General features: G+C 65.0%; 18 protein-coding genes. 13 read left to right on the top strand and 5 right to left on the bottom strand.

From position 1 onward, the window contains the following. The first annotated feature begins 21 nt into the window (after nucleotides 1–21). From B5527_RS32695 to lpxK, 4 genes are read left to right on the top strand one after another with little or no spacing between them, the layout of a single operon-like run. Nucleotides 22–270 (top strand): DUF4170 domain-containing protein, encoded by a 249-nt coding sequence (locus B5527_RS32695; protein WP_079605174.1) that lies wholly within the window; start codon nucleotides 22–24, stop codon nucleotides 268–270. Continuing rightward, nucleotides 267–983 (top strand): lysophospholipid acyltransferase family protein, encoded by a 717-nt coding sequence (locus B5527_RS32690; RefSeq protein WP_079605173.1) that lies wholly within the window; start codon nucleotides 267–269, stop codon nucleotides 981–983. Before B5527_RS32695 ends, B5527_RS32690 begins: the two co-directional genes overlap by 4 nt. Then, nucleotides 976–2,280 (top strand): 3-deoxy-D-manno-octulosonic acid transferase, encoded by a 1,305-nt coding sequence (locus tag B5527_RS32685; protein WP_079605172.1) that lies wholly within the window; start codon nucleotides 976–978, stop codon nucleotides 2,278–2,280. The genes B5527_RS32690 and B5527_RS32685 overlap by 8 nt, the downstream gene beginning before the upstream one ends. Then, nucleotides 2,273–3,301, top strand: coding sequence for a tetraacyldisaccharide 4'-kinase (gene lpxK, locus B5527_RS32680; RefSeq protein WP_079605171.1), 1,029 nt, complete (start codon nucleotides 2,273–2,275; stop codon nucleotides 3,299–3,301). Before B5527_RS32685 ends, lpxK begins: the two co-directional genes overlap by 8 nt. Here lpxK and B5527_RS32675 read toward each other — a convergent pair. After that, nucleotides 3,298–3,525: a DUF2093 domain-containing protein gene (locus tag B5527_RS32675; protein ID WP_079605170.1), complete on the bottom strand. Its 228-nt coding sequence runs from the start codon at nucleotides 3,523–3,525 to the stop codon at nucleotides 3,298–3,300. The genes lpxK and B5527_RS32675 overlap by 4 nt on opposite strands. A 194-nt stretch (nucleotides 3,526–3,719) precedes the next feature. On the opposite strand from B5527_RS32675, the gene B5527_RS32670 reads away from it, so the two are divergent. After that, on the top strand, nucleotides 3,720–4,556 hold the full coding sequence (locus B5527_RS32670) for a dienelactone hydrolase family protein (protein WP_079605169.1): 837 nt from the start codon (nucleotides 3,720–3,722) through the stop codon (nucleotides 4,554–4,556). A gap of 126 nt (nucleotides 4,557–4,682) precedes the next feature. On the opposite strand, the gene xseA is transcribed toward B5527_RS32670, so the two are convergent. Beyond that, complete coding sequence (gene xseA, locus B5527_RS32665) at nucleotides 4,683–6,296, bottom strand: exodeoxyribonuclease VII large subunit (protein ID WP_079605168.1); 1,614 nt, start codon at nucleotides 6,294–6,296, stop codon at nucleotides 4,683–4,685. Nucleotides 6,297–6,440: 144 nt separating this feature from the next. Between xseA and B5527_RS32660 the strand changes: the two genes are divergently transcribed. The 5 genes from B5527_RS32660 (at nucleotide 6,441) to purD (ending at nucleotide 10,809) form a co-directional block, all read left to right on the top strand. Continuing rightward, nucleotides 6,441–7,436: an alpha/beta hydrolase gene (locus tag B5527_RS32660; RefSeq protein WP_079605167.1), complete on the top strand. Its 996-nt coding sequence runs from the start codon at nucleotides 6,441–6,443 to the stop codon at nucleotides 7,434–7,436. Then, a complete protein-coding gene (locus B5527_RS32655; protein WP_079605166.1) occupies nucleotides 7,433–8,455 on the top strand; it encodes an alpha/beta hydrolase in 1,023 nt (340 codons plus the stop codon). The genes B5527_RS32660 and B5527_RS32655 overlap by 4 nt, the downstream gene beginning before the upstream one ends. Further along, complete coding sequence (locus B5527_RS32650; protein ID WP_079605165.1) at nucleotides 8,452–9,009, top strand: hypothetical protein; 558 nt, start codon at nucleotides 8,452–8,454, stop codon at nucleotides 9,007–9,009. Before B5527_RS32655 ends, B5527_RS32650 begins: the two co-directional genes overlap by 4 nt. A gap of 3 nt (nucleotides 9,010–9,012) precedes the next feature. Continuing rightward, on the top strand, nucleotides 9,013–9,318 hold the full coding sequence (locus B5527_RS32645) for a winged helix-turn-helix domain-containing protein (protein ID WP_079605164.1): 306 nt from the start codon (nucleotides 9,013–9,015) through the stop codon (nucleotides 9,316–9,318). 207 nt (nucleotides 9,319–9,525) lie between these two features. Beyond that, nucleotides 9,526–10,809, top strand: coding sequence for a phosphoribosylamine--glycine ligase (gene purD / locus B5527_RS32640; RefSeq protein WP_079605163.1), 1,284 nt, complete (start codon nucleotides 9,526–9,528; stop codon nucleotides 10,807–10,809). Nucleotides 10,810–10,934: 125 nt separating this feature from the next. Here the strand turns inward: purD and B5527_RS32635 are convergent, their stop codons facing one another. After that, nucleotides 10,935–12,167, bottom strand: coding sequence for an acyl-CoA dehydrogenase family protein (locus B5527_RS32635; protein ID WP_079605162.1), 1,233 nt, complete (start codon nucleotides 12,165–12,167; stop codon nucleotides 10,935–10,937). 154 nt (nucleotides 12,168–12,321) lie between these two features. Between B5527_RS32635 and B5527_RS32630 the strand changes: the two genes are divergently transcribed. Then, the gene (locus B5527_RS32630; RefSeq protein ID WP_079605161.1) at nucleotides 12,322–13,227 is read left to right on the top strand and encodes an alpha/beta fold hydrolase; all 906 of its coding nucleotides are present in this window, start codon (nucleotides 12,322–12,324) and stop codon (nucleotides 13,225–13,227) included. A 165-nt stretch (nucleotides 13,228–13,392) separates the two neighbouring features. On the opposite strand, the gene B5527_RS32625 is transcribed toward B5527_RS32630, so the two are convergent. Continuing rightward, nucleotides 13,393–13,839 carry a nucleoside deaminase gene (locus B5527_RS32625; RefSeq protein WP_245332354.1) on the bottom strand — a complete coding sequence of 149 codons (447 nt, stop codon included), beginning with the start codon at nucleotides 13,837–13,839 and terminating at the stop codon, nucleotides 13,393–13,395. Nucleotides 13,840–14,004: 165 nt separating this feature from the next. On the opposite strand from B5527_RS32625, the gene B5527_RS32620 reads away from it, so the two are divergent. Both B5527_RS32620 and rsmD read left to right on the top strand, forming a co-directional pair. Then, nucleotides 14,005–16,125, top strand: coding sequence for a pseudouridine synthase (locus B5527_RS32620; RefSeq protein ID WP_079605159.1), 2,121 nt, complete (start codon nucleotides 14,005–14,007; stop codon nucleotides 16,123–16,125). Between the two features lie 140 nt (nucleotides 16,126–16,265). Beyond that, nucleotides 16,266–16,829, top strand: coding sequence for a 16S rRNA (guanine(966)-N(2))-methyltransferase RsmD (gene rsmD / locus B5527_RS32615; RefSeq protein WP_079605158.1), 564 nt, complete (start codon nucleotides 16,266–16,268; stop codon nucleotides 16,827–16,829). 167 nt (nucleotides 16,830–16,996) lie between these two features. Here rsmD and mutL read toward each other — a convergent pair whose 3' ends face one another. Beyond that, entirely contained in the window at nucleotides 16,997–18,805 is a 1,809-nt protein-coding gene (mutL, locus tag B5527_RS32610) for a DNA mismatch repair endonuclease MutL (protein WP_079605157.1), read from the bottom strand. Between the last annotated feature and the right edge of the window lie 25 nt (nucleotides 18,806–18,830).

The following is an 18,830-nucleotide window of genomic DNA, read 5'->3' as shown; positions in this document are numbered from 1 at the left end:
ACAACGTTAGGAAAAGCGACCATGCCAGATAGTGCCCCGCAACAATTGCTTCATCTCGTCATCGGCGGCGAGCTGACCGATCTCAAAAGCACAACGTTCAAGGATCTCGATCAGGTGGAAATCGTCGGCGTGTATCCCAATTACGCGACCGCCTACGCGGCGTGGAAAGCCAAGGCGCAGCAGACCGTCGACAACGCCCACATGCGCTATTTCGTCGTCCACCTCCACCGGCTGCTCGATCCAGGTCAAGACACAAAGCCTGCCCGTTGAAAAAGTTGCTCCGTAATGTGCTGCGCAGCAGCTGGGTCCAGCGCGCTGTGGGTTTTTTCGCGGCCGAGTGGCTGCGGCTGGTCTGGCTTACCAACAAATTCAGTTTCGATCCGCCGGATATCTATGAAATCGTCGAGCCCCAGCTTCCGGCGATCTTCGCGTTCTGGCACGGCCAGCATTTCCTGACGCCGTTCATCAAGACCAAGGAGAGCCATCGCGCCAAGGTGCTGATCTCGCGGCACCGCGACGGCGAGTTCAACGCCATCGCCGTCGAACGGCTCGGCATCGGCACCATCCGTGGCTCCGGCGATCACGGCGGCGCGTTTCACCGCAAGGGCGGGGTCGGTGCGTTCAGGGAGATGGTGCAGGCGCTAGAGCAAGGCTATAACGTCGCCTCGACCGCGGATGTGCCGAAGCGCGCGCGCGTCGCGGGGATGGGCATCATCATGCTGGCGCGGGAATCCGGACGGCCGATCATGCCCTTCGCCATGGCGACCAGCCGTTTCATCCGCCTCCACAACTGGGACCGCACCACCATCAATTTGCCATTCGGGCGAGGCGCATTGGTGGGCATTGAACCGATCATTGTGCCGCCGGATGCCGATGCCGCGACCATGGAAAAACTGCGGGCGGCACTGGAGGCCAACCTGAACGAAGCGACCCGGCGCGCCTGCGCGCAGGTCGGTCGTCCGGAACAGGCGGGTCATGGCTAACACCTTGCCGATGACGTTGCGCTTCTACCAGAGGCTGTCGGTGGTCATGGTGCCGCTGGCGCCGGCGCTGATCAAGCGGCGGCTGAAACAGGGCAAGGAGGATCCGGCCCGGATCGGCGAACGCCGCGGCATGAGCCGCGACGTGCGGCCGCACGGACCGCTGGTCTGGATTCACGGCGCCAGCGTCGGCGAAGTGCTGGCCGCGGCGGGATTGATCGAGAAGCTGCGCGCGCTCAATATCCGCATCCTCCTGACCTCTGGCACGGTGACTTCGGCCGCGATCGTCGCCAAGCGGTTTCCCGCCGATATCATCCATCAATATGTGCCTTACGATTCTCCGCGCTATGTCGCGCGCTTTCTCGATCACTGGCGCCCGAGTCTCGCGCTGTTCATCGAATCCGATCTGTGGCCCAACCTGATCCTGTCGAGCGCGGCGCGGCGGCTGCCGATGGTCCTGATCAACGGCCGGATGTCGCATCGCTCGTTCCCGCGATGGCGCAGGGTTACCGCCACGATCTCCGCGCTGCTTGGCCGGTTCGACGTCTGCCTCGCCCAATCGGATGTGGATGCGGAGCGCTTCTCCGCGCTCGGCAGCCGCAACGTCGTTACCACGGGCAATTTGAAGCTCGATGTGCCGGCTCCGCCCGCGGATGCCGCCAAGCTGGAGCGGCTGATGTCGGTGACGCGCGGCCGTCCGATCATCGTCGCGGCGTCGACCCATCCCGGCGAAGAGGAACTTCTGCTTGCAGCGCATCGGGCGCTCGCCGGATTCTTTCCATCGCTGCTCAGCGTGATCGTGCCGCGGCATGCTCATCGCGGCGAGGCGATCGCCCGCACCATCTCGGCTTCCGGTCTGCAGGTGAGATTGCGCTCGCGCGAGGAGTTGCCGACCGCGGCCACCGACATCTACCTCGCAGACACCATGGGCGAATTGGGATTGTTCTACCGGCTGGCGCCGATCGTGTTCATGGGAGGATCGCTGGTCGAACATGGCGGGCAGAATCCGATCGAGGCGATCAAGCTCGGCGCGTCGATTGTTCATGGCCCTCACGTCTTCAATTTCACCGACGTCTACGAGGCGCTCGATGACGCCGGCGGCGCCAGGCGCGCCGATACGCAGGAAGCACTGGTAAAGCAACTCGGTCAGTTGCTGGCCGACCCCGTAGCGCGCGAATCGTCAGTGGCGGCTTCCGAACGCGTGGTCGAGCAACTCGGCGGCGCCCTCGATCGCACGCTGGCCGCGCTGGAGCCGTATCTGTTGCAGCTGCGGCTCGAGATGGGAGCGGCCAATGCATGAGCCGGCCTTTTGGTACCGGCCGTCATCATGGGTATCGCTGTTACTGACGCCGCTCGGCGCCATCTATGGCCTGGTCGCGGGCTGGCGGCTGCAGCGCGAGGGGTTTGACGCCGGCATCCCCGTGCTGTGTGTCGGCAATTATCATGTCGGCGGCGCCGGCAAGACCCCGACGGTGCTGGCGCTGACCAGGGTGCTGCGCGATATCGGCGAGACGCCGGTGGTGCTCAGCCGCGGCTATGGCGGCCGATTGCATGGGCCGGTCAGCGTCGATCCCGGGCGGCATGCGGCGGGCGATGTCGGCGACGAGCCCCTGATGCTGGCGCGAACGGTTCCGGTGGTCGTTGCGCGCGATCGTGTCGCGGGCGTCGCGTTGGCGCGGTCGCAAGGCGCCACTGTGATCCTGATGGACGACGGCTTTCAGAACCCCGCCATCGCCAAGGATGCCTCGCTGATCGTGATCGACAACGGCCGCGGCCTCGGCAACGGCCGGGTGTTTCCCGCAGGTCCCCTGCGCGCGCCGCTGCCGCCGCAACTTGACCTCACCGACGCGCTGATCGTGGTCGGCGAGGGCGCGGCCGCCGCGACGGTTGCCGCCGCCGTCGCCGCGCGGGGAAAGCCCGTGCTGTCGGCACATCTCAGGGCTGACGATGTCTCGCTGGCGTCGCTGCGCGGCAAGCGCGTGCTGGCCTTTGCCGGGATCGGCGATCCCGCCAGGTTCTTCAGGACGTTGCGCGCAAGCGGGATCGAGGTCGTCGGCGAGCGCGCCTTCGCCGATCACCATCCGCTTTCGCAAAATGAGATCGAAGCCCTGATCGCTGGCGCCAAACGCGATGGGCTCACGCTGGTCACGACGGAAAAGGATCTGGCGCGGCTGCGCACCGGCGGCGGGCTTCCGGTTTGGGCACGCGATATCGTGCCGTTCGCGGTGACGCTCGAGTTCGACGATGCCGCGGGGCTGCGGAAGTTCGTGTCCGATCGGCTGTTCAAGGCAAGGGACAACAGATTTCGCTGCCGCAATTAGCCCTGCGTCTTCAACGCCGCTGGAAAATGCCGCTGCAACACCGCGCTCGGCACCGCGTAAGCTTCCTGCAGATCGACGCTCCAGTATTTCAGTTCGTCGAGCGGGATCCGGGCATCGGTGACCGCGCAGCGCACATAGGTTCCCGGCGAAATCACGCGAAAATCGCCATCCAGATATTGCACCTGCGCTTCGCCATGGCCCGAGGGACCGAATTTATTCAGCACGGTTGAAATCTCCGAGTAATCCGGGCCTGTTCGGCCAGACTAAATGCTTTTCCCGATGCGATCTATCATAAATAGGTCACGGTGTCCGTCCGTCAAACCCACCGATTTGTGATGAAATTCCGGCTTTGGCACATGCTAACTTTCGCGCCAATGGAACGCTGATTTTGAAGCAGCATAACGACCCGACACACCCGATGCGCCTCCTCTCAGCGATCACGTTCCTGACGCTATTTGCCTTGGCTTCTGCCGCGCATACGGCGCCGTTGCCTGTCCCGCACGAGGTCGACATCCCCCTGGGCACCGGGTTGTTGCACGCGCAGCTTTACAAGCCCAACGGCGCCGGCCCGTTTCCGACCGTGATCGCCCTGCACGGGTGCGGCGGGCTGGGCAACCATTCCGAGCCGGTGCTGCCGCGCTACCGCGATTGGGCCGAGCAATTGCTGAAGGCGGGCAGCGCTGTCCTGCTGCCGGACAGTTATGGTTCGCGCGAACTCGGCCCGCAATGCCGCGTCAAGGAGCGCCGGGTGAGCGCCCGCCGCGAACGGGTGGCGGACATCATGGCATCGCGGCAATGGCTGGAGCATCAGCCCTGGGCCGTTCACGATCGCATCAGCCTTTTGGGATGGGCGAACGGCGCCAGCGCGCTGCTATGGGCGGTGCGTCCGCAACTGTCGTCGCGCAATGCGCTGCCGGACTTCCGTTCGGCGGTGGCGTTCTATCCGGATTGCCGCGTCTCGTCCGGCCTTGGATGGAGCGCGCGGGTTCCGACGCTGCTCCTGATCGGCGCCAAGGACGACGTCAGTTCGCCGCCCGCTTGCCGCCAGATGGTGGACGGCGCGCGCGGGCGCAGCGCGCTGGCCCGGATCGTGGTTTATCCCGGCGCCTATCACGATTTCGACCGCGCCAATTTTCCGCTCCATGCGATATCCGGGACATCGGATGCGACCGTGCCGGACCGCGGCCATCTCGGTACCGACGTGGAAGCGCGCGCCGATTCGCAAAAGCGCGTCGCGGAATGGCTGGCAAGGTGAGAGCGTCGTCGATCGACTAAAGTGGATCGTCATGGCCGGGCTTGTCCCGGCCATCCACGCCTTGTTGCAGCGAAGAAAGACATGGATGCCCGGGACAAGCCCGGGCATGACGGCGGCGAGATATTTCTAAAACAAACTGCCCTGATCCACCGGCTTGACCACGCGCTTTGGCGCTGACTGCTTCGGTTCGCTCGCGGCCGGCCTTGACGGTGCTGGCTTCGCCGCCGGCCGATCCGCATCGGCGGTGGCCGCGACGTGTCCGTCCGTGAATTCCAGATCAAGCCGCGTCCCCGGCCCTATGCCGGCTGCGGCATGCACGGCAAAACCCTGTTCATCGCGCACCAGTGCAAACCCGCGCGCGAGCACGCTGCGATACGACAGTGCCCCCAGCAATTGGCCGCTATGGGTGACCCGGGCCTGAAGCCGCTGCATCGCCGTTGTGAGCGCGCGGCGGGCGCGCTCGGCCAGCCGCAACGCGCGTTCGCGGTCGCGGGCGATGGTCTGGCGCTGCGCCTGCGCGTTGGAAAGCTTTGAGGCCTTCAGCCTGATCTGGAGGCCCGCGTACCGCTCCTTTCGGTTTCGCAGCAGCGATCGGGCCGACAGCGTCATCCGTTCGCCCGACACCGTCAGCCGATGGTTGGCCTGCGCCAACTGCCCGCGCAGCACCCGCACGGTCAGCCGAGCGCTGGTGGCGGCGAAGCGGCGGAAATGGGCGTGGGTATTGGCTTTCAAGGCACGGGGCAGGGCGCTTGCGGCGCCGTCCAGCCGCTGCCGCGGGATCGCCAGCAACTCGCCCGCGGCCGGCAACGCGCGCGCGGCGGCGCGCAGTTCGTTGCGGCGGCCCTCCTGTCCGCGCTGCCAGCACACCATCGTGCGCCGCGCGAACGTCGCGACTTCGACAAACAGTTCGGCGCGTACCGGCACCGCCATCTCGGCGGCGGCCGTCGGCGTCGGCGCGCGCTTGTCGGCGGCAAAATCGATCAGCGTGATGTCGGTCTCGTGTCCGACCGCGGAGATCAGCGGGATCATGCTGTCAGCCGCGGCGCGGACCACGATTTCCTCGTTGAACGACCACAGGTCTTCCAGCGAACCGCCGCCGCGCGCGACGATCAAGAGATCGGGCCGCGGAATCCTGCCGCCCGCCGGCAGCGCATTGAAGCCACGGATCGCCGCTGCGATCTGTTCGGCCGAACCTTCGCCCTGCACCCGCACCGGCCACACCAGCACGCGGCGCGGAAATCGATCTTCCAGCCGATGCAGGATGTCGCGGATCACCGCGCCGGTCGGCGAGGTGACGACCCCGATCACTTCCGGCAGCCAGGGCAAAAGCTGCTTGCGCGCCTCGTCGAACAGCCCCTCGGCGCCGAGCTTGCGCTTGCGCTCTTCCATCAGTGCCATCAGCGCGCCGATCCCGGCGGGCTCGATCGCCTCGATCACGATCTGATATTTTGACGAGCCGGGATAGGTGGTGAGCTTGCCGGTGGCGATGACCTCGAGGCCTTCCTGTGGCTTGAAGCGCATCCGTCCATGGACGCCCTTCCAGATCACCGCCTCGATCTTGGCGCTCTCGTCCTTCAGCGCGAAATAGCAGTGCCCGGAGGAGTGCGGCCCGCGAAAACCGGAGATTTCACCGCGCACCCGGACATGCCCATAGGCGTCCTCCACCGTCCGCCTCAAGGCGGACGACAGTTCGGAGACGGTAAATTCGGGTGCGTTGATCAGGGCTTCAGTTGCAGTCATCTCGGGCTATCGAATCGGGCTTTTTGTACCAGCATGCAAGGTAAGGATTTGAGCCGTCACCGCAAATCTGCGCTTGCGTTCGCACTTACTCTGTATTACAGAGTTCTCTGTATTGTGAATAAATACGATTTCCGGAGGCTTTTCATGGTCGCAACCATCGTTTCGGGAAGTTTCAAGCTCATCCTTTGGAGTCTTGCCGCCGCAGGCTTTGTAACGCTGGTGCTGGCGGCATTGGTCGCCACGCCGGTCCGGCGACCACCGGAGCTGATCTCGGTTTCGAACACGGCGGGTGCGGTGGATCGCAGCGACATGCCGGGGATCGAGCGGTTTCATGCCCGCGACGGCACTGAACTGGCCTACCGGCATTATCCGGCCGGCTCGCCGGCGACCGGACAGATTGCCGTCGTCATCCACGGCTCGTCGGGATCTAGCGTTGCGGTTCACGCTCTGGCAAAGGCGCTCGCGGGGCGGGGCGTTGAGACCTACGCGCCTGACATTCGCGGCCATGGCGCGTCCGGCACTCGTGGCGACATCACCTATTTGGGGCAGCTTGAGGACGATCTTTCGGATTTGGTCGGTGAGATCCGCAAAAACAATCCCACCGCGCCGCTTACCCTGATCGGCCATTCCTCCGGCGGCGGGTTCGCGCTGCGGGTCGCGGGATCGCCGATCCAGAACCTGTTCGTGCGCACCGTGTTGCTCGCGCCCTATCTCGGCTACGACGCGCCGAGCAGCCGCCAGGACGCGGGCGGATGGGCGAGCCCTGACATTCCCCGTCTCCTCGGCCTGACGATGTTGCGCCGGCTCGGAATCGTCTGCTGTGAATCGCTGCCGACCGTCGCCTTCGCGGTTGGTCCAAACACCAGTGCGATCCTGGCCTCGACCTATTCGTATCGCCTGATGCGCAATTTCGGCAGTTCGCGCGACTACCGCGACGACTTTGTGGCCGCGACCAGGCCGGTCGCGGTGTTCGCCGGTGCCGCCGACGAATTGATGTTTCCCGACAAATACCGGGATGCCGTGGGCGAGCGCGCCCCGGTCAGGTTGATCGATGGCGTCAACCACATGGGAATTGTCAGCGACGCTGCGGCGGTCGCTGCGATCGCGGATGACATCGCCAAAGCAGGGAGCGGATCATGATCAACGGCATTGGCTTGAAGAAAACCGCCTCAGCGCTGTTCAGCGCCCTCCGGTGGGGGCTCTGCGGGGTTGGCGTCGCTGCCCTGGTACTCTTGGTGATGATCGCGGCGCCCCTGGTTGCTCCGCCTGAACTCCGTTCCATCTCTGCGGCCCGGGGCACCATCGATTTCAGCACCTTGCCTGCCATCGAGCGGTTTCAGGCGCGCGACGGCACTGCGCTGGGCTTCCGTCACTATCCCGCGACGGGCCCCGCGACCGGGCGCGTGGCCATCCTGATTCACGGCTCATCCGGTTCCAGCGGAAACGCGATCCATGTGCTGTCGATGGCCTTGGCGGCGCACGGCGTCGAAAGCTATGCGGTGGACATTCGCGGCCACGGCGCATCGGGGACGCGCGGCGATATCGGCTATGTCGGGCAGCTCGAGCACGATCTCGCCGATTTCGTTGCGGTGGTTCGCAAGACATCACCGACCGCGCCGCTGACGCTGATCGGCCACTCCGCAGGCGGCGGCTTTGCGCTGCGCGTCGCGGGATCGCCGATTCAGGGACTGTTCGTGCGCACCGTGCTACTCGCGCCTTATCTCGGCTACTACGCGCCGACCAACCGGCCGAATTCCGGCGGCTGGGCCAGCCCCGATATGCCGCGCATCATCGCCCTGACGATGCTGCGGAGGATAGGAATCGTGTGCTGCGATGCGCTTCCCGTGCTGGCGTTCGCGGTGCCACCGCATTCCGAGCAGAGCCTGGTGCCGGCCTATACCGAACGGCTGCGAAGTAATTTTGCCACCCATCTGGACTTCCGGACCGATCTCGCCGCGGCCACCAGACCGGTCAGCATTTATTCCGGCGCCGATGACGAGCTGATGCTGGCGGACAAATACGCCGAGGCGGTGCGCGGGGTCACGCCGCCGGTCACTGTGAAGCTGATCGACGGCATCAACCACGTGGGCATCGTCAGCAACCCGAGAGCCGTATCGATGATCGCCGACGACGTCGCGACCGCAGGTCTGAACTCGTGACGAGCATCGATCCCAGGGAAGCCGCCTCCGCGCTGTCGGATATCGACTTGATCGCGCGCCGGGTTCGTCAATCGACGATCTACAATCTCTCCAGCCTCTTGATGATCATGTGGGGCATGCTGGTCTTTGCCGGCAATATCGCGTCGTTCCTGTGGCCGCGCACCGCCGGCTATATCTGGATCGCCGTCGATGTCGCGGGAATCGCGGGTTCGTTCGCGATCAGCGCCTCCAGCTATTCACAGACGGGCATCCGCAGCTTCGATTTCCGAATGCTCGTCGCACTGCTGCTGTTCATCGCGTTCGGAGTTTTTTCCAGCTGCTGGCTCGGCCATTTCACACCGCGTCAAATGGCAACGTTCTGGCCGATCTATTACATGCTGTTTTACACCATCGCCGGGTTGTGGTTCGGGCAGGCGTTCGTGGCGATCGGCCTCGGCATCACCGCGCTGACGCTGATCGGCTATTTCTTCAGCGGCGACTGGTTTGACCCGTGGATGGCCTTCGTCAACGGCGGCGGGCTCATCCTGGGCGGTCTCTGGATGCGCCGGGACTGACCGATGGCCGAACTCGACGACATCATCCATCAGCCGCTGCGGCTGAAAATCATGGCGGCGCTGAACGCGCTGCCCGCCGCCGCCGGGCTGGAATTCGCCCGGCTGAAGAAGCTGACCGGCGCCACCGACGGCAATCTCGGCGCCCATATCGAAACGCTGGCCAAGGCCGGCTATGTGTCGGTCGAAAAGGCCTTTGTCGGCAAAAAACCCCAGACCACGGTGACCGCCACGGCTGCCGGGCGCGGCGCGTTCGCCCGCCATGTCGCGACCTTGCAGGAAATCATCGCGGCCGCGACGCGCCAGCCGTGAGTTCTCGTGTCATTCCGGGGCGCTCGCAACGCGAGCGAACCCGGAATCTCGAGCTTTAGGGCGCCGGGCGCAAAACAAGCTCGAGATTCCGGATCGGCGCAAGCGCGCCGTCCGGAATGACGGTGATTGAGGTCATCTTCCCCTTGCAGCGCGAGGGAGTTTCGTGCGACCGACTCGGTTTCGAATCTCCTGATCCGGCTGCGTCTCATGCACATCCTCCTGCTCGGCTCCGGCGGCCGCGAACATGCTTTGGCGTGGAAGATCGCAGCTTCCCCGCTGGTGACAAAACTCTGGTGCGCGCCGGGCAATGGCGGCATCGCGCGCGAGGCCGAATGCGTGGCGCTCGATATTGCCGACCATGCCGCGGTGATCGGTTTCTGCCGGTCCAACGCCGTTGATTTCGTCGTGGTCGGCCCGGAAACTCCGCTCGCGGCGGGGATCGTCGACGATCTCGCCAGCGCCGGCATCAAGGCGTTCGGGCCGAGCAAGCTGGCTTCGCAGCTCGAGGGATCCAAGGGATTTACAAAAGCGCTCTGCACCGAATTCGGCATTCCGACCGGCGCCTATGGCCGCTTCACGGATGCCGCCGGCGCGCTCGCTTATGTCCGCGCGCAGGGCGCGCCGATCGTGGTCAAGGCCGATGGTCTGGCGGCCGGCAAGGGCGTCGTCGTCGCCATGACCATGGCCGAAGCCGAAGCCGCCATTGCCATGATGTTCGACGGCGCGTTCGGCGCGGCGGGCGCCGAAGTTGTGATCGAGGAATTTTTATCCGGCCGCGAGATCAGCTTTTTCGCGTTGTCCGACGGCGAGACCGCGATCGCGCTCGCGTCCGCGCAGGACCACAAGCGCGTGTTCGACCACGATGAGGGCCCGAACACCGGCGGCATGGGCGCCTATTCGCCGACGCCATTCGTGACGGACGAAATCCATGCGGAGATCATGGCGAAGATCATCCTTCCCACGGTCAACGGCATGAAGGCGCGCGGCACGCCGTTCCGAGGCATATTGTATGCCGGCGTGATGCTGACGCCGGACGGCCCAAAGCTGTTCGAATACAATGTCCGCTTCGGCGATCCGGAATGCCAGGTGCTGATGCTGCGGATGATGTCGGACATCGTGCCGGCCTTGCTGGCGTCATGCGACGGACAATTGAAGAATTTTGACCTGCGCTGGTTTCCCGAAGCTGCGCTCACGGTAGTGATGGCGGCGAAGGGCTATCCGGGTGACTACGCCAAGGGTACGCGCATCGAAGGGCTCGATGACGCCGCAAAGGTCGAGGGCGTCGAGATTTTCCACGCCGGCACGGTTTTGAAAGACGGGAAGGTCCTCGCCAATGGCGGACGCGTGCTCAATGTCTGCGCGTCAGGCAAGACCGTCGCCGAGGCGCAGCACCGGGCTTATGAGGCGGTCGACCGCATCAGATGGTCGGAAGGATTTTGTAGGCGCGACATCGGCTGGCAGGCGGTGGAAATGGAACGCGAAAACGATTGATAGGGCCGTCATGCCCGGCCTTGTGCCGGGCATCCACGTCTTTCTTCGCCTGACTCAAGACGTGGATTGCCGGGTCAAGCCCGGCAATGACACATTTTTCTTCACGCTGCGTGCGCGTCGCTTCCTTAAATCAAATCGCCGCCCGCGGCCGAGGCCGTGGTGCCGTGCTCGCGGAACGCCTTGATGACGTTGCGGCCGACTTTCCATTTGTGCACTTCGTCGGGGCCGTCGACCAGCCGCTGTGAGCGGACCTGGGTATACCATTTTGCCAACACCGTATCCTGGCTGTAGCCGAGCGCACCGTGCAGCTGGATCGCGGTATCGATCACCTTGTGCACCATGTGCGCCAGGAACACTTTCGCGATCGAGTTTTCCTGGGTCAGGTCCATGCCCTTTTCCGCCTTGTAGGCGATGTGCAGCAGCATCAGTCGCGCCATGTAGAGTTCGCTGGCGCAATCGGCGAGCATGAACTGCACCGCCTGGCGGTCGGCGAGCAGCACGCCGAAGGTCGAACGCTCCGTGACACGCTTGGTCGCCATGTCGAGCGCGCGCTGGGCTTTCGCGATGTTGTGCATGCCGTGGCGCAGCCGGCCATAGGCGAGGCGGTGCTGGCCCATGTTAAAACCGTTGCCTTCGCCGCCGAGCAGATTTTCCGCCGGCACTTTGAGATCCCTGATCTCGATTTCGGAATGGCCGCCATGGAGCACGTCGGCGTGCGGACCCTCGATCGCCATGTTGGCGACGTTGCGCTTGATCCTGTAGCCGGGGTTCGGCAGTTCCACGATGAAGGTCGAAAACTGCTTGTGGCGCGGCGCGTGCGGATCGGTCTTGGCCATCACCAGCGCCATGTCGGCAACGCTGGCGGAGGATGAAAACCACTTCTCGCCGTTGAGGATATAATTGGCATTGCCGTCCTTCTCGGCGCGGGTCTGCATCCCCGTGGCGTCGGCGCCCGAAGCCTTTTCGGTCATCGAGAAACAAATGCGCTTGTCGCCGTTGAGCAGCGGCTTCAGGAATTTTTCCTTCTGATACTCGGTGCCGTGGGTGAGGATCGTCAGCATCGAGGCATCGTCGGGGCCTTGCGTATTCATCGACAGCGCGCCGAGCGAACTTTCGCCGAGTTCCATCTGCACCAGCGCATTGGCGAGCGGACCGAGACCCATGCCGCCATATTCCTTGGGAACGAAGGGACACCACAAGCCTTGCGCGCGCGCCTTGGTCCGCAGTTTGCCGAGCACTTCGTCGAGCGGCTTGCTGTCCAGTTCCTTCTCCGCGGGAATGCATTCCTCCTGCACCCATCTGCGGACTTTTTCGCGGATCGCCTTGGCCTCGGCCGGGACTTCGAAATCGATCGACATGGCATTTCCTCGTTCGGGTTCTTGATGGTTGGGCTTGTGGGATGGCATATAGCCGAGCCGAGCCAGCGGCAACGGCGAACAAAGTTTAAAGCGCCAGCTATCGTCGTCCCTGGCTCCTCGGGATGACGCCCGGTTGGCGCCAAGGAGTGCGAACATGCCCGATCTCGCCGACCTCTATCCAGGCTACGCCTCCAAATGGATCAACACCACGTCCGGGCGCATCTTCGCCCGCGTCGGTGGCAAGGGGCCACCGCTGTTGCTGCTGCATGGCTTTTCCGAGACGCATGTGATGTGGCACCGCGTCGCGCCGCAGCTGGCCGACACCTTCACGCTGATCATCGCCGACCTGCCAGGCTACGGCTGGTCCGATATGCCGGAGAGCGACAAGGATCACACGCCCTATACCAAGCGGGCGATGGCGCAGACCATGGTCGAGGCGATGGAGCAACTCGGTCATGTACACTTTGCGCTCGCCGGGCACGATCGCGGCGGCCGCGTCGCCTATCGCCTGGCGCTCGATCATCCCGGCCGGCTGTCACGGCTGGCGGTGCTGGATATTCTGCCGACCTATAATTACTGGGAGCGGATGAACCGGCTCTACGCGCTGAAGATCTATCACTGGACCTTTCTGGCGCAGCCGCATCCGTTGCCGGAAACGCTGATATCAGGCAATCCGGATTTCTTCCTGCGCTTCAAGATGGCGAGCCAGACGAAAAGCAAAAATCTCGACGCCATCGATCCGCGCGCGCTGGAGCATTACCTCGCCGCGTTCCGCGATCCCTCTCGCGTGCACGCGATGTGCGAGGACTATCGCGCCGGCGCCTATGCCGATTTCGAGATCGACAAGAAAGATCACGACGCCGGCAAACAAATCACGATCCCGATGCTGGCCTTGTGGGGCGATGCCGGCATTGCCAGCGCCGCGGCGACGCCGCTCGACACCTGGAAGACATGGGCGACCAATGTTGCGGGGGCGCCGGTCGATTCCGGCCATTTTCTCACGGAGGAAAATCCGGATGCGACCGCGAAGGCGCTGAAGGAGTTTTTTGCGGCGGGGTGAACGCCGGTGTTCGCCGCACACGAAGTGCGCTCCCTCTCCCGCTTGCGGGGGAGGGCCGGGGTGGGGGTGCATCCGCGGCATCGGTCGTGGGGATAGACTTCCCCCACCCGCCGCGCTCTATCGAGCGCGTCGACCTCCCCCGCAAGCGGGAGAGGTGAAGATCACTCACCTTCTCACCTTGAAAAAATCCCGCAGCAGCGTCGCGGCCTCACGCTCGCCGACCGCTGAATAGACGTCCGGCACGTGGTGGCAGGTCGGCGAGGTGAAAAACCGGACCCCGGACTCTACCGCGCCGCCCTTCGGATCGGCCGCGCCGAAATACAGTCGCCTGATCCGCGCAAACGAGATCGCGGCGGCGCACATCGTGCACGGCTCCAGCGTGACGTAGAGGTCGCATTCGACCAGCCTTTCGGTGCCGATCGCCTCGGCGGCTTGCCGGATCGCCAATATTTCGGCATGCGCGGTTGGATCGCGGTCGGTCAGGGTGCGGTTGCCGGCCGTGGCGATGACCTCGTAATTCCTGACGATGACGCACCCGATCGGAACTTCGCCGGCTTTTCCGGCATTTTCCGCCGTTTTGAGCGCCAAATCCATGAAAGAAGGGACGGTCATGCCTCGTATCATCGGAAAAAACCTGCTACTGGATGCAACTTCAGCAAAAGTAGATACCGATTTTGCGTGAGAATGCGCCTTGAGCCAAGTGCGCGCGCGTTGCCGCTATGACAGCCCATCTACCTCTGCCTGATCGCCATTTCATCTGTAGACGAGAAACCATTCATGCCCCGCGACAACGATAAAAACAACGATTCCCGCGGCCGGCGTGATCGCCCTTCCGGCGGCAAGGGCCGCTCCGGCGCTGCCCGGGGACCCGACAAGAAATTCGCCAAGCGCGGTTTTGCGGGCAAGAGCGAGGGCGAGAAGCGCCCTTATGCCGGCAAGTCCGATGGCGCAAGATCCTATGGCAAGAAGCCCTATTCGGGCTCGGGCAAACCGTACGCCGGCAAGCGCGAAGGCCGCAGCGACGACCGTGGCGGTGAAAAGCGCCCGTACACCCCGCGCAGCGACCGTCCTAACTTTACGCCGCGTGGCGATCGCGACGATACCCGCCCGGCGGCGCGATTTTCCGACAGGAAATTCGGCGACAAGAAGCCCTATGCGCCGCGTGAAGGCGGCGGCGAAAAGCGGCCCTACACGCCGCGCGGCGAAGGTTTTCGCAAGGATGGCGATCGGCCCCGAGGAGACCGTCCGTACAGCGCGCGACCGCCGCGCGACGGCGATCGGCCCCGCGGAGATCGGCCCGAGAGAAAGTTCGGTGGCGACAAGAAATTCTCCCGCGGCGCGCCCGATCGCGGTCCGCGCAAGGATTTCGGTAGCCGCCCTGATCGAGGCGCGGATCGCGGCGAGTCGAAACCGTGGCAGAAGCGCGACGCGAGTTCGCCTGATCACGCCGGCCGCAATTCCCGTCCGCCGCGTGATGGCGCCAGAAATTTCGACAAGCCGCGCTTTGATAAACCCCGTTACGACAAGCCGCGTGAAGATCGCGGCGGCGAGCGTCCTCGGTTTTCGCGTCCACGCGAGGATCGTCCCCACGGCGACCGTCCCCAAGGTGATGGCCCGTTTCGCGAGCGGCCGAAGTTCGACCGCCCCCGCGAGGACCGTCCGAAATTCGAGCGCCCGCGGCGGGATCGCGACAGCGGCCCTGGCGAAGGCGGTAGCTCCTGGCAGGAACATCCGCGCAGCGACCATCGATCGTTCGATCGCAATGCCGATCGGCCGCGCCGCGACAATGAGGACGACAGCAAGGTCTTTGCAAAACGTCCCGCTTTCGGCGGCCGCGGCGCCTATCGCGAGCGCACGCCTGATTTCGAGAAACGTGCCGCGCGTCCGCCGCGCGAAAAGAAATCCGGCGAGCGCATCGCCAAGGTGGTGTCGCGGGCAGGGCTTGCCTCGCGCCGCGATGCCGAGGAATGGATCGTGCAGGGCCGCGTCACCGTCAACGGCCGCGTCATCAATTCGCCGGCGCTCGATGTCACCGTCAACGATGTCATCACGGTCGACGGCAAGCCGTTGCCGCCGCGCGAGCGCACCCGGCTGTTCATGTTTCACAAGCCGCGCGGGTTGATGACCACCCACGCCGACCCGGAAGGACGGCCGACGGTGTTCGACAATTTGCCGGAGGGTCTGCCGCGGCTGATCTCGATCGGCCGGCTCGATTTCAACACCGAAGGCCTGCTGCTCTTGACCAATGACGGCGGGCTGGCGCGCGCGCTCGAATTGCCCGACACCGGCTGGCTGCGGCGCTACCGCGTCCGCGCCCACGGCGAAGTCACCCAGGCGCAGCTCGACGAACTGAAGAAGGGCGTCGAAGTCGACGGAGTCAAATATGGTTCGATCGATGCCACGCTGGAGCGCGACCAGGGCGCCAATGTCTGGCTGGTGTTCGCGATCCGCGAGGGCAAGAACCGCGAGGTGCGCAACGTGATGGCGCATCTCGGCCTCGAAGTGAACCGGCTGATCCGGGTGTCCTACGGACCGTTTCAACTGGGCGAACTCGGCGAAGGCCAGGTCGAGGAGGTCAAGACAAGGGTGCTGCGCGAGCAGCTCGGCGAAAAAATCGCCGCGCTGGCGGGGGCGGATTTCAATCGGCCGATGCCGGGGGAACCCCAGGGCGAATCGGCGGATGCAGCGGCCGGGGCGCCGGGCGGCAAGAAGCCGTTCAAGCCCGCCGGTAAGAGCGGCCTGATCGCCGACCGCAAGGGCCGCCGCGTGCTGGTGCAGCGCACCGGCAGCGAGGAAGCCCGCGCGCGCAACGAGGCCGAAGCCGCAGGCTACGGCCCGCCGCGCCGCCCGCAGCGCGGCTACCACGGCAAGCGCGACCTGAAGCCGCGGGACGAGTAGGGTTCGATAGTCGACATGATATCGTCAACAGCCAGCGAGTCGTCATGCCCGGCCTTGTACCGGGCATCCACGTCTTTTGATCGTCCGGGCAGGAAAGACGTGGATGGCCGGGACAAGCCCGGCCATGACGAGAAATTCTAATGCGGGTCGTCGGTGGACGATTGAAGGGCCGCAACCTGGCGTCGCCGGCCTCGCGCGACATCCGCCCGACGGCGGACCGGTTGCGCGAGTCGCTGTTCAACATCCTGATCCATGCCTATGACGATCCGATCGAAGGCGCCCGCGTGCTCGACCTGTTCGCCGGCACCGGCGCGCTCGGCATCGAGGCGGTTTCCCGGGGGGCAGCTTTTGCGCTGTTCGTCGACAACGGCACCGAGGCGCGGGCGCTGTTGCGCAACAATGTCGAGGCGCTGGGTCTCGGCGGCGTGACAAAAGTGTACCGCCGCGACGCCACCCATCTCGGCCCTGTTCATCCGATGGAGCCGTTTTCGCTGGTGTTTCTCGATCCGCCCTACCGCATGAAGCTTGCCGAGAAGGCGCTGGCCTCGCTGCGCGACGGCGGCTGGCTGACGCCGGGCGCGCTGCTGGTGGTCGAGGAGGCCAAGGCCGCGGCGTTTGTCGCGCCCGATGGTTTTACGGAACTGGAGCGGCGGGCTTATGACGATACGGAGTTTGTGATTTTGCGGACGGTCGACCAACCATAAGTCGTCATGCCCCGCGAAGGCGGGGCATCCAGTATTCCAGAGGCGGTAACGATCATCACAGATGGCGCGGTGTACTGGATCGTCCGCCGGAGCCTGTCATCCGGCCGGCCGAAGGCCGGACCGGGTGGCGGACGATGACAGCCTGCTGCTTGGAAGCGCATCGCGCATCACCTTCTCCCGAACAGCTTCTCGATATCGCTCAGCTTCAGTTCGACATAGGTCGGCCGGCCGTGGTTGCACTGGCCGGAATTCGGCGTGTCTTCCATCTCGCGCAGCAGTGCGTTCATTTCTTCCGGCTTGAGGATACGGCCGGCGCGTACCGAGCCGTGGCAGGCCATGGTGGCGGCGACATGCATCAGGCGGCGCTCCAGCGGCAGCGCCTCGTCCCATTCCGCCATGTGCTCGGCGAGATCGCGGAGCAGCGAGGCGGCATTGGTCTTTCCGAGCAGCGACGGCGTCTCGCGAACCGCGACCGCGCCGGGGCCGAAGGATTCGATCGCGAGCCCGAACGAGGCCAGTTCCTCGGCGCGTTCGAGCAGCCGCTCCACCGTTGCCTCGTCCAGTTCGACGATTTCCGGAATCAGCAGGATCTGCCGCTGCACGCCGTTGCGCGCCAATGAGGCCTTGAGCTTTTCATAGACAATGCGCTCATGCGCGGCGTGCTGGTCCACCACCACAAGGCCGTCGCGAGTCTGCGACACGATATAGGTCTCGTGAATCTGCGTCCGCGCCGCGCCCAGCGGGCGGTCGAGCAGGTCGGCAGTGGGGGCTTCCTGAAAACGCACATCCGCGGTGGGCGTCCCGACATCGAACGCGGCCTGTCCGGGTTCGGCAAAGGCCGTCGCCGCCGCGCCCTCGAAGCCGGATTGCGGTCCGACCGGATAGGCCGGCGAACGCCGCCAGTCCCAGTTGGCGCGCGGCGCAAACGACGGCCGGAACGAGGATATCGCCGCGCCGTCGCTGTTGGCCGCGGTGCGCTTGCCCTCGCGGGCAAGTCCATCCTTCAGCGCGTGCACGATCAGCGCGCGGACCAGGCCGGCATTGCGAAACCGGACCTCGGTTTTGGCGGGATGCACATTGGCATCGACCTCACGGGAATCGAGCGTCACGAACAGCGCCACGACCGGATGGCGGTCGCGCGGCAGATAGTCGGAATAGGCCGCGCGCACCGCGCCGATGATCAGCTTGTCGCGCACCGGCCGGCCGTTGACGAACAGATATTGCCCGAGCGCATTGGCGCGGGTCAGCGAGGGTGCCGCGGCAAACCCTTCGACCACCACGCCCTCGCGCTCGCTGCGCACCTCGATGGCGCTGCCGCGAAAATCCGCCCCCAGGATGTCGCCGAGCCGTGTCAACCGGCCGCTCGCACCTGGCAGCGCCGCGGCCCAGGTGACCGGCGCGCGTTCTTCGCCGGCCAGCGTGAACGCGATATCGGGCCGCGCCATTGCCAGCCGGCGCACTACCTCGCGGATCGCTTCGGCTTCGGTGCGGTCGGTCTTGAGAAATTTCAGCCGTGCCGGCGTCGCGTAAAAGAGATCGCTGACCTCGACGCGCGTACCTTGCGAGAGCGCTGCCGGCATGATGTCGGATTTCACGCCGCCTTCGACCGACAGCGACCAGGCATGCGGCTCGCTCGCGTGGCGCGTGGTGATGCCGAGCTTTGCCACCGCGCCGATCGAGGGCAGCGCCTCGCCGCGAAACCCCAGCGTGCGAATCCGCAACAGGTCCTCGTCGTCGAGCTTGGAAGTGGCATGGCGATCGACTGCCAGCGCCAGATCGCCATGGGTCATGCCGTCGCCATCGTCGGTGATGCCGATCCGCCGCCGGCCGCCGCCATCGGTGAAAATGTCGATCCGGCTGGCGCCGGCATCGATGGCGTTCTCCGTCAGTTCCTTGACCACGCTCGCGGGCCGCTCGACCACCTCGCCGGCGGCGATGCGGTTGACGACCTGTTCGGGGAGTTGGCGGACGGGCATGGGTCGGGCGACTCGCGGAATCGGC

It is taken from the genome of Bradyrhizobium erythrophlei (assembly GCF_900129425.1).
Lineage (GTDB): Bacteria > Pseudomonadota > Alphaproteobacteria > Rhizobiales > Xanthobacteraceae > Bradyrhizobium > Bradyrhizobium erythrophlei_C.
Note: the sequence above shows the minus strand (reverse complement) of the source record. Positions and strands in the feature narration are given on the sequence as shown.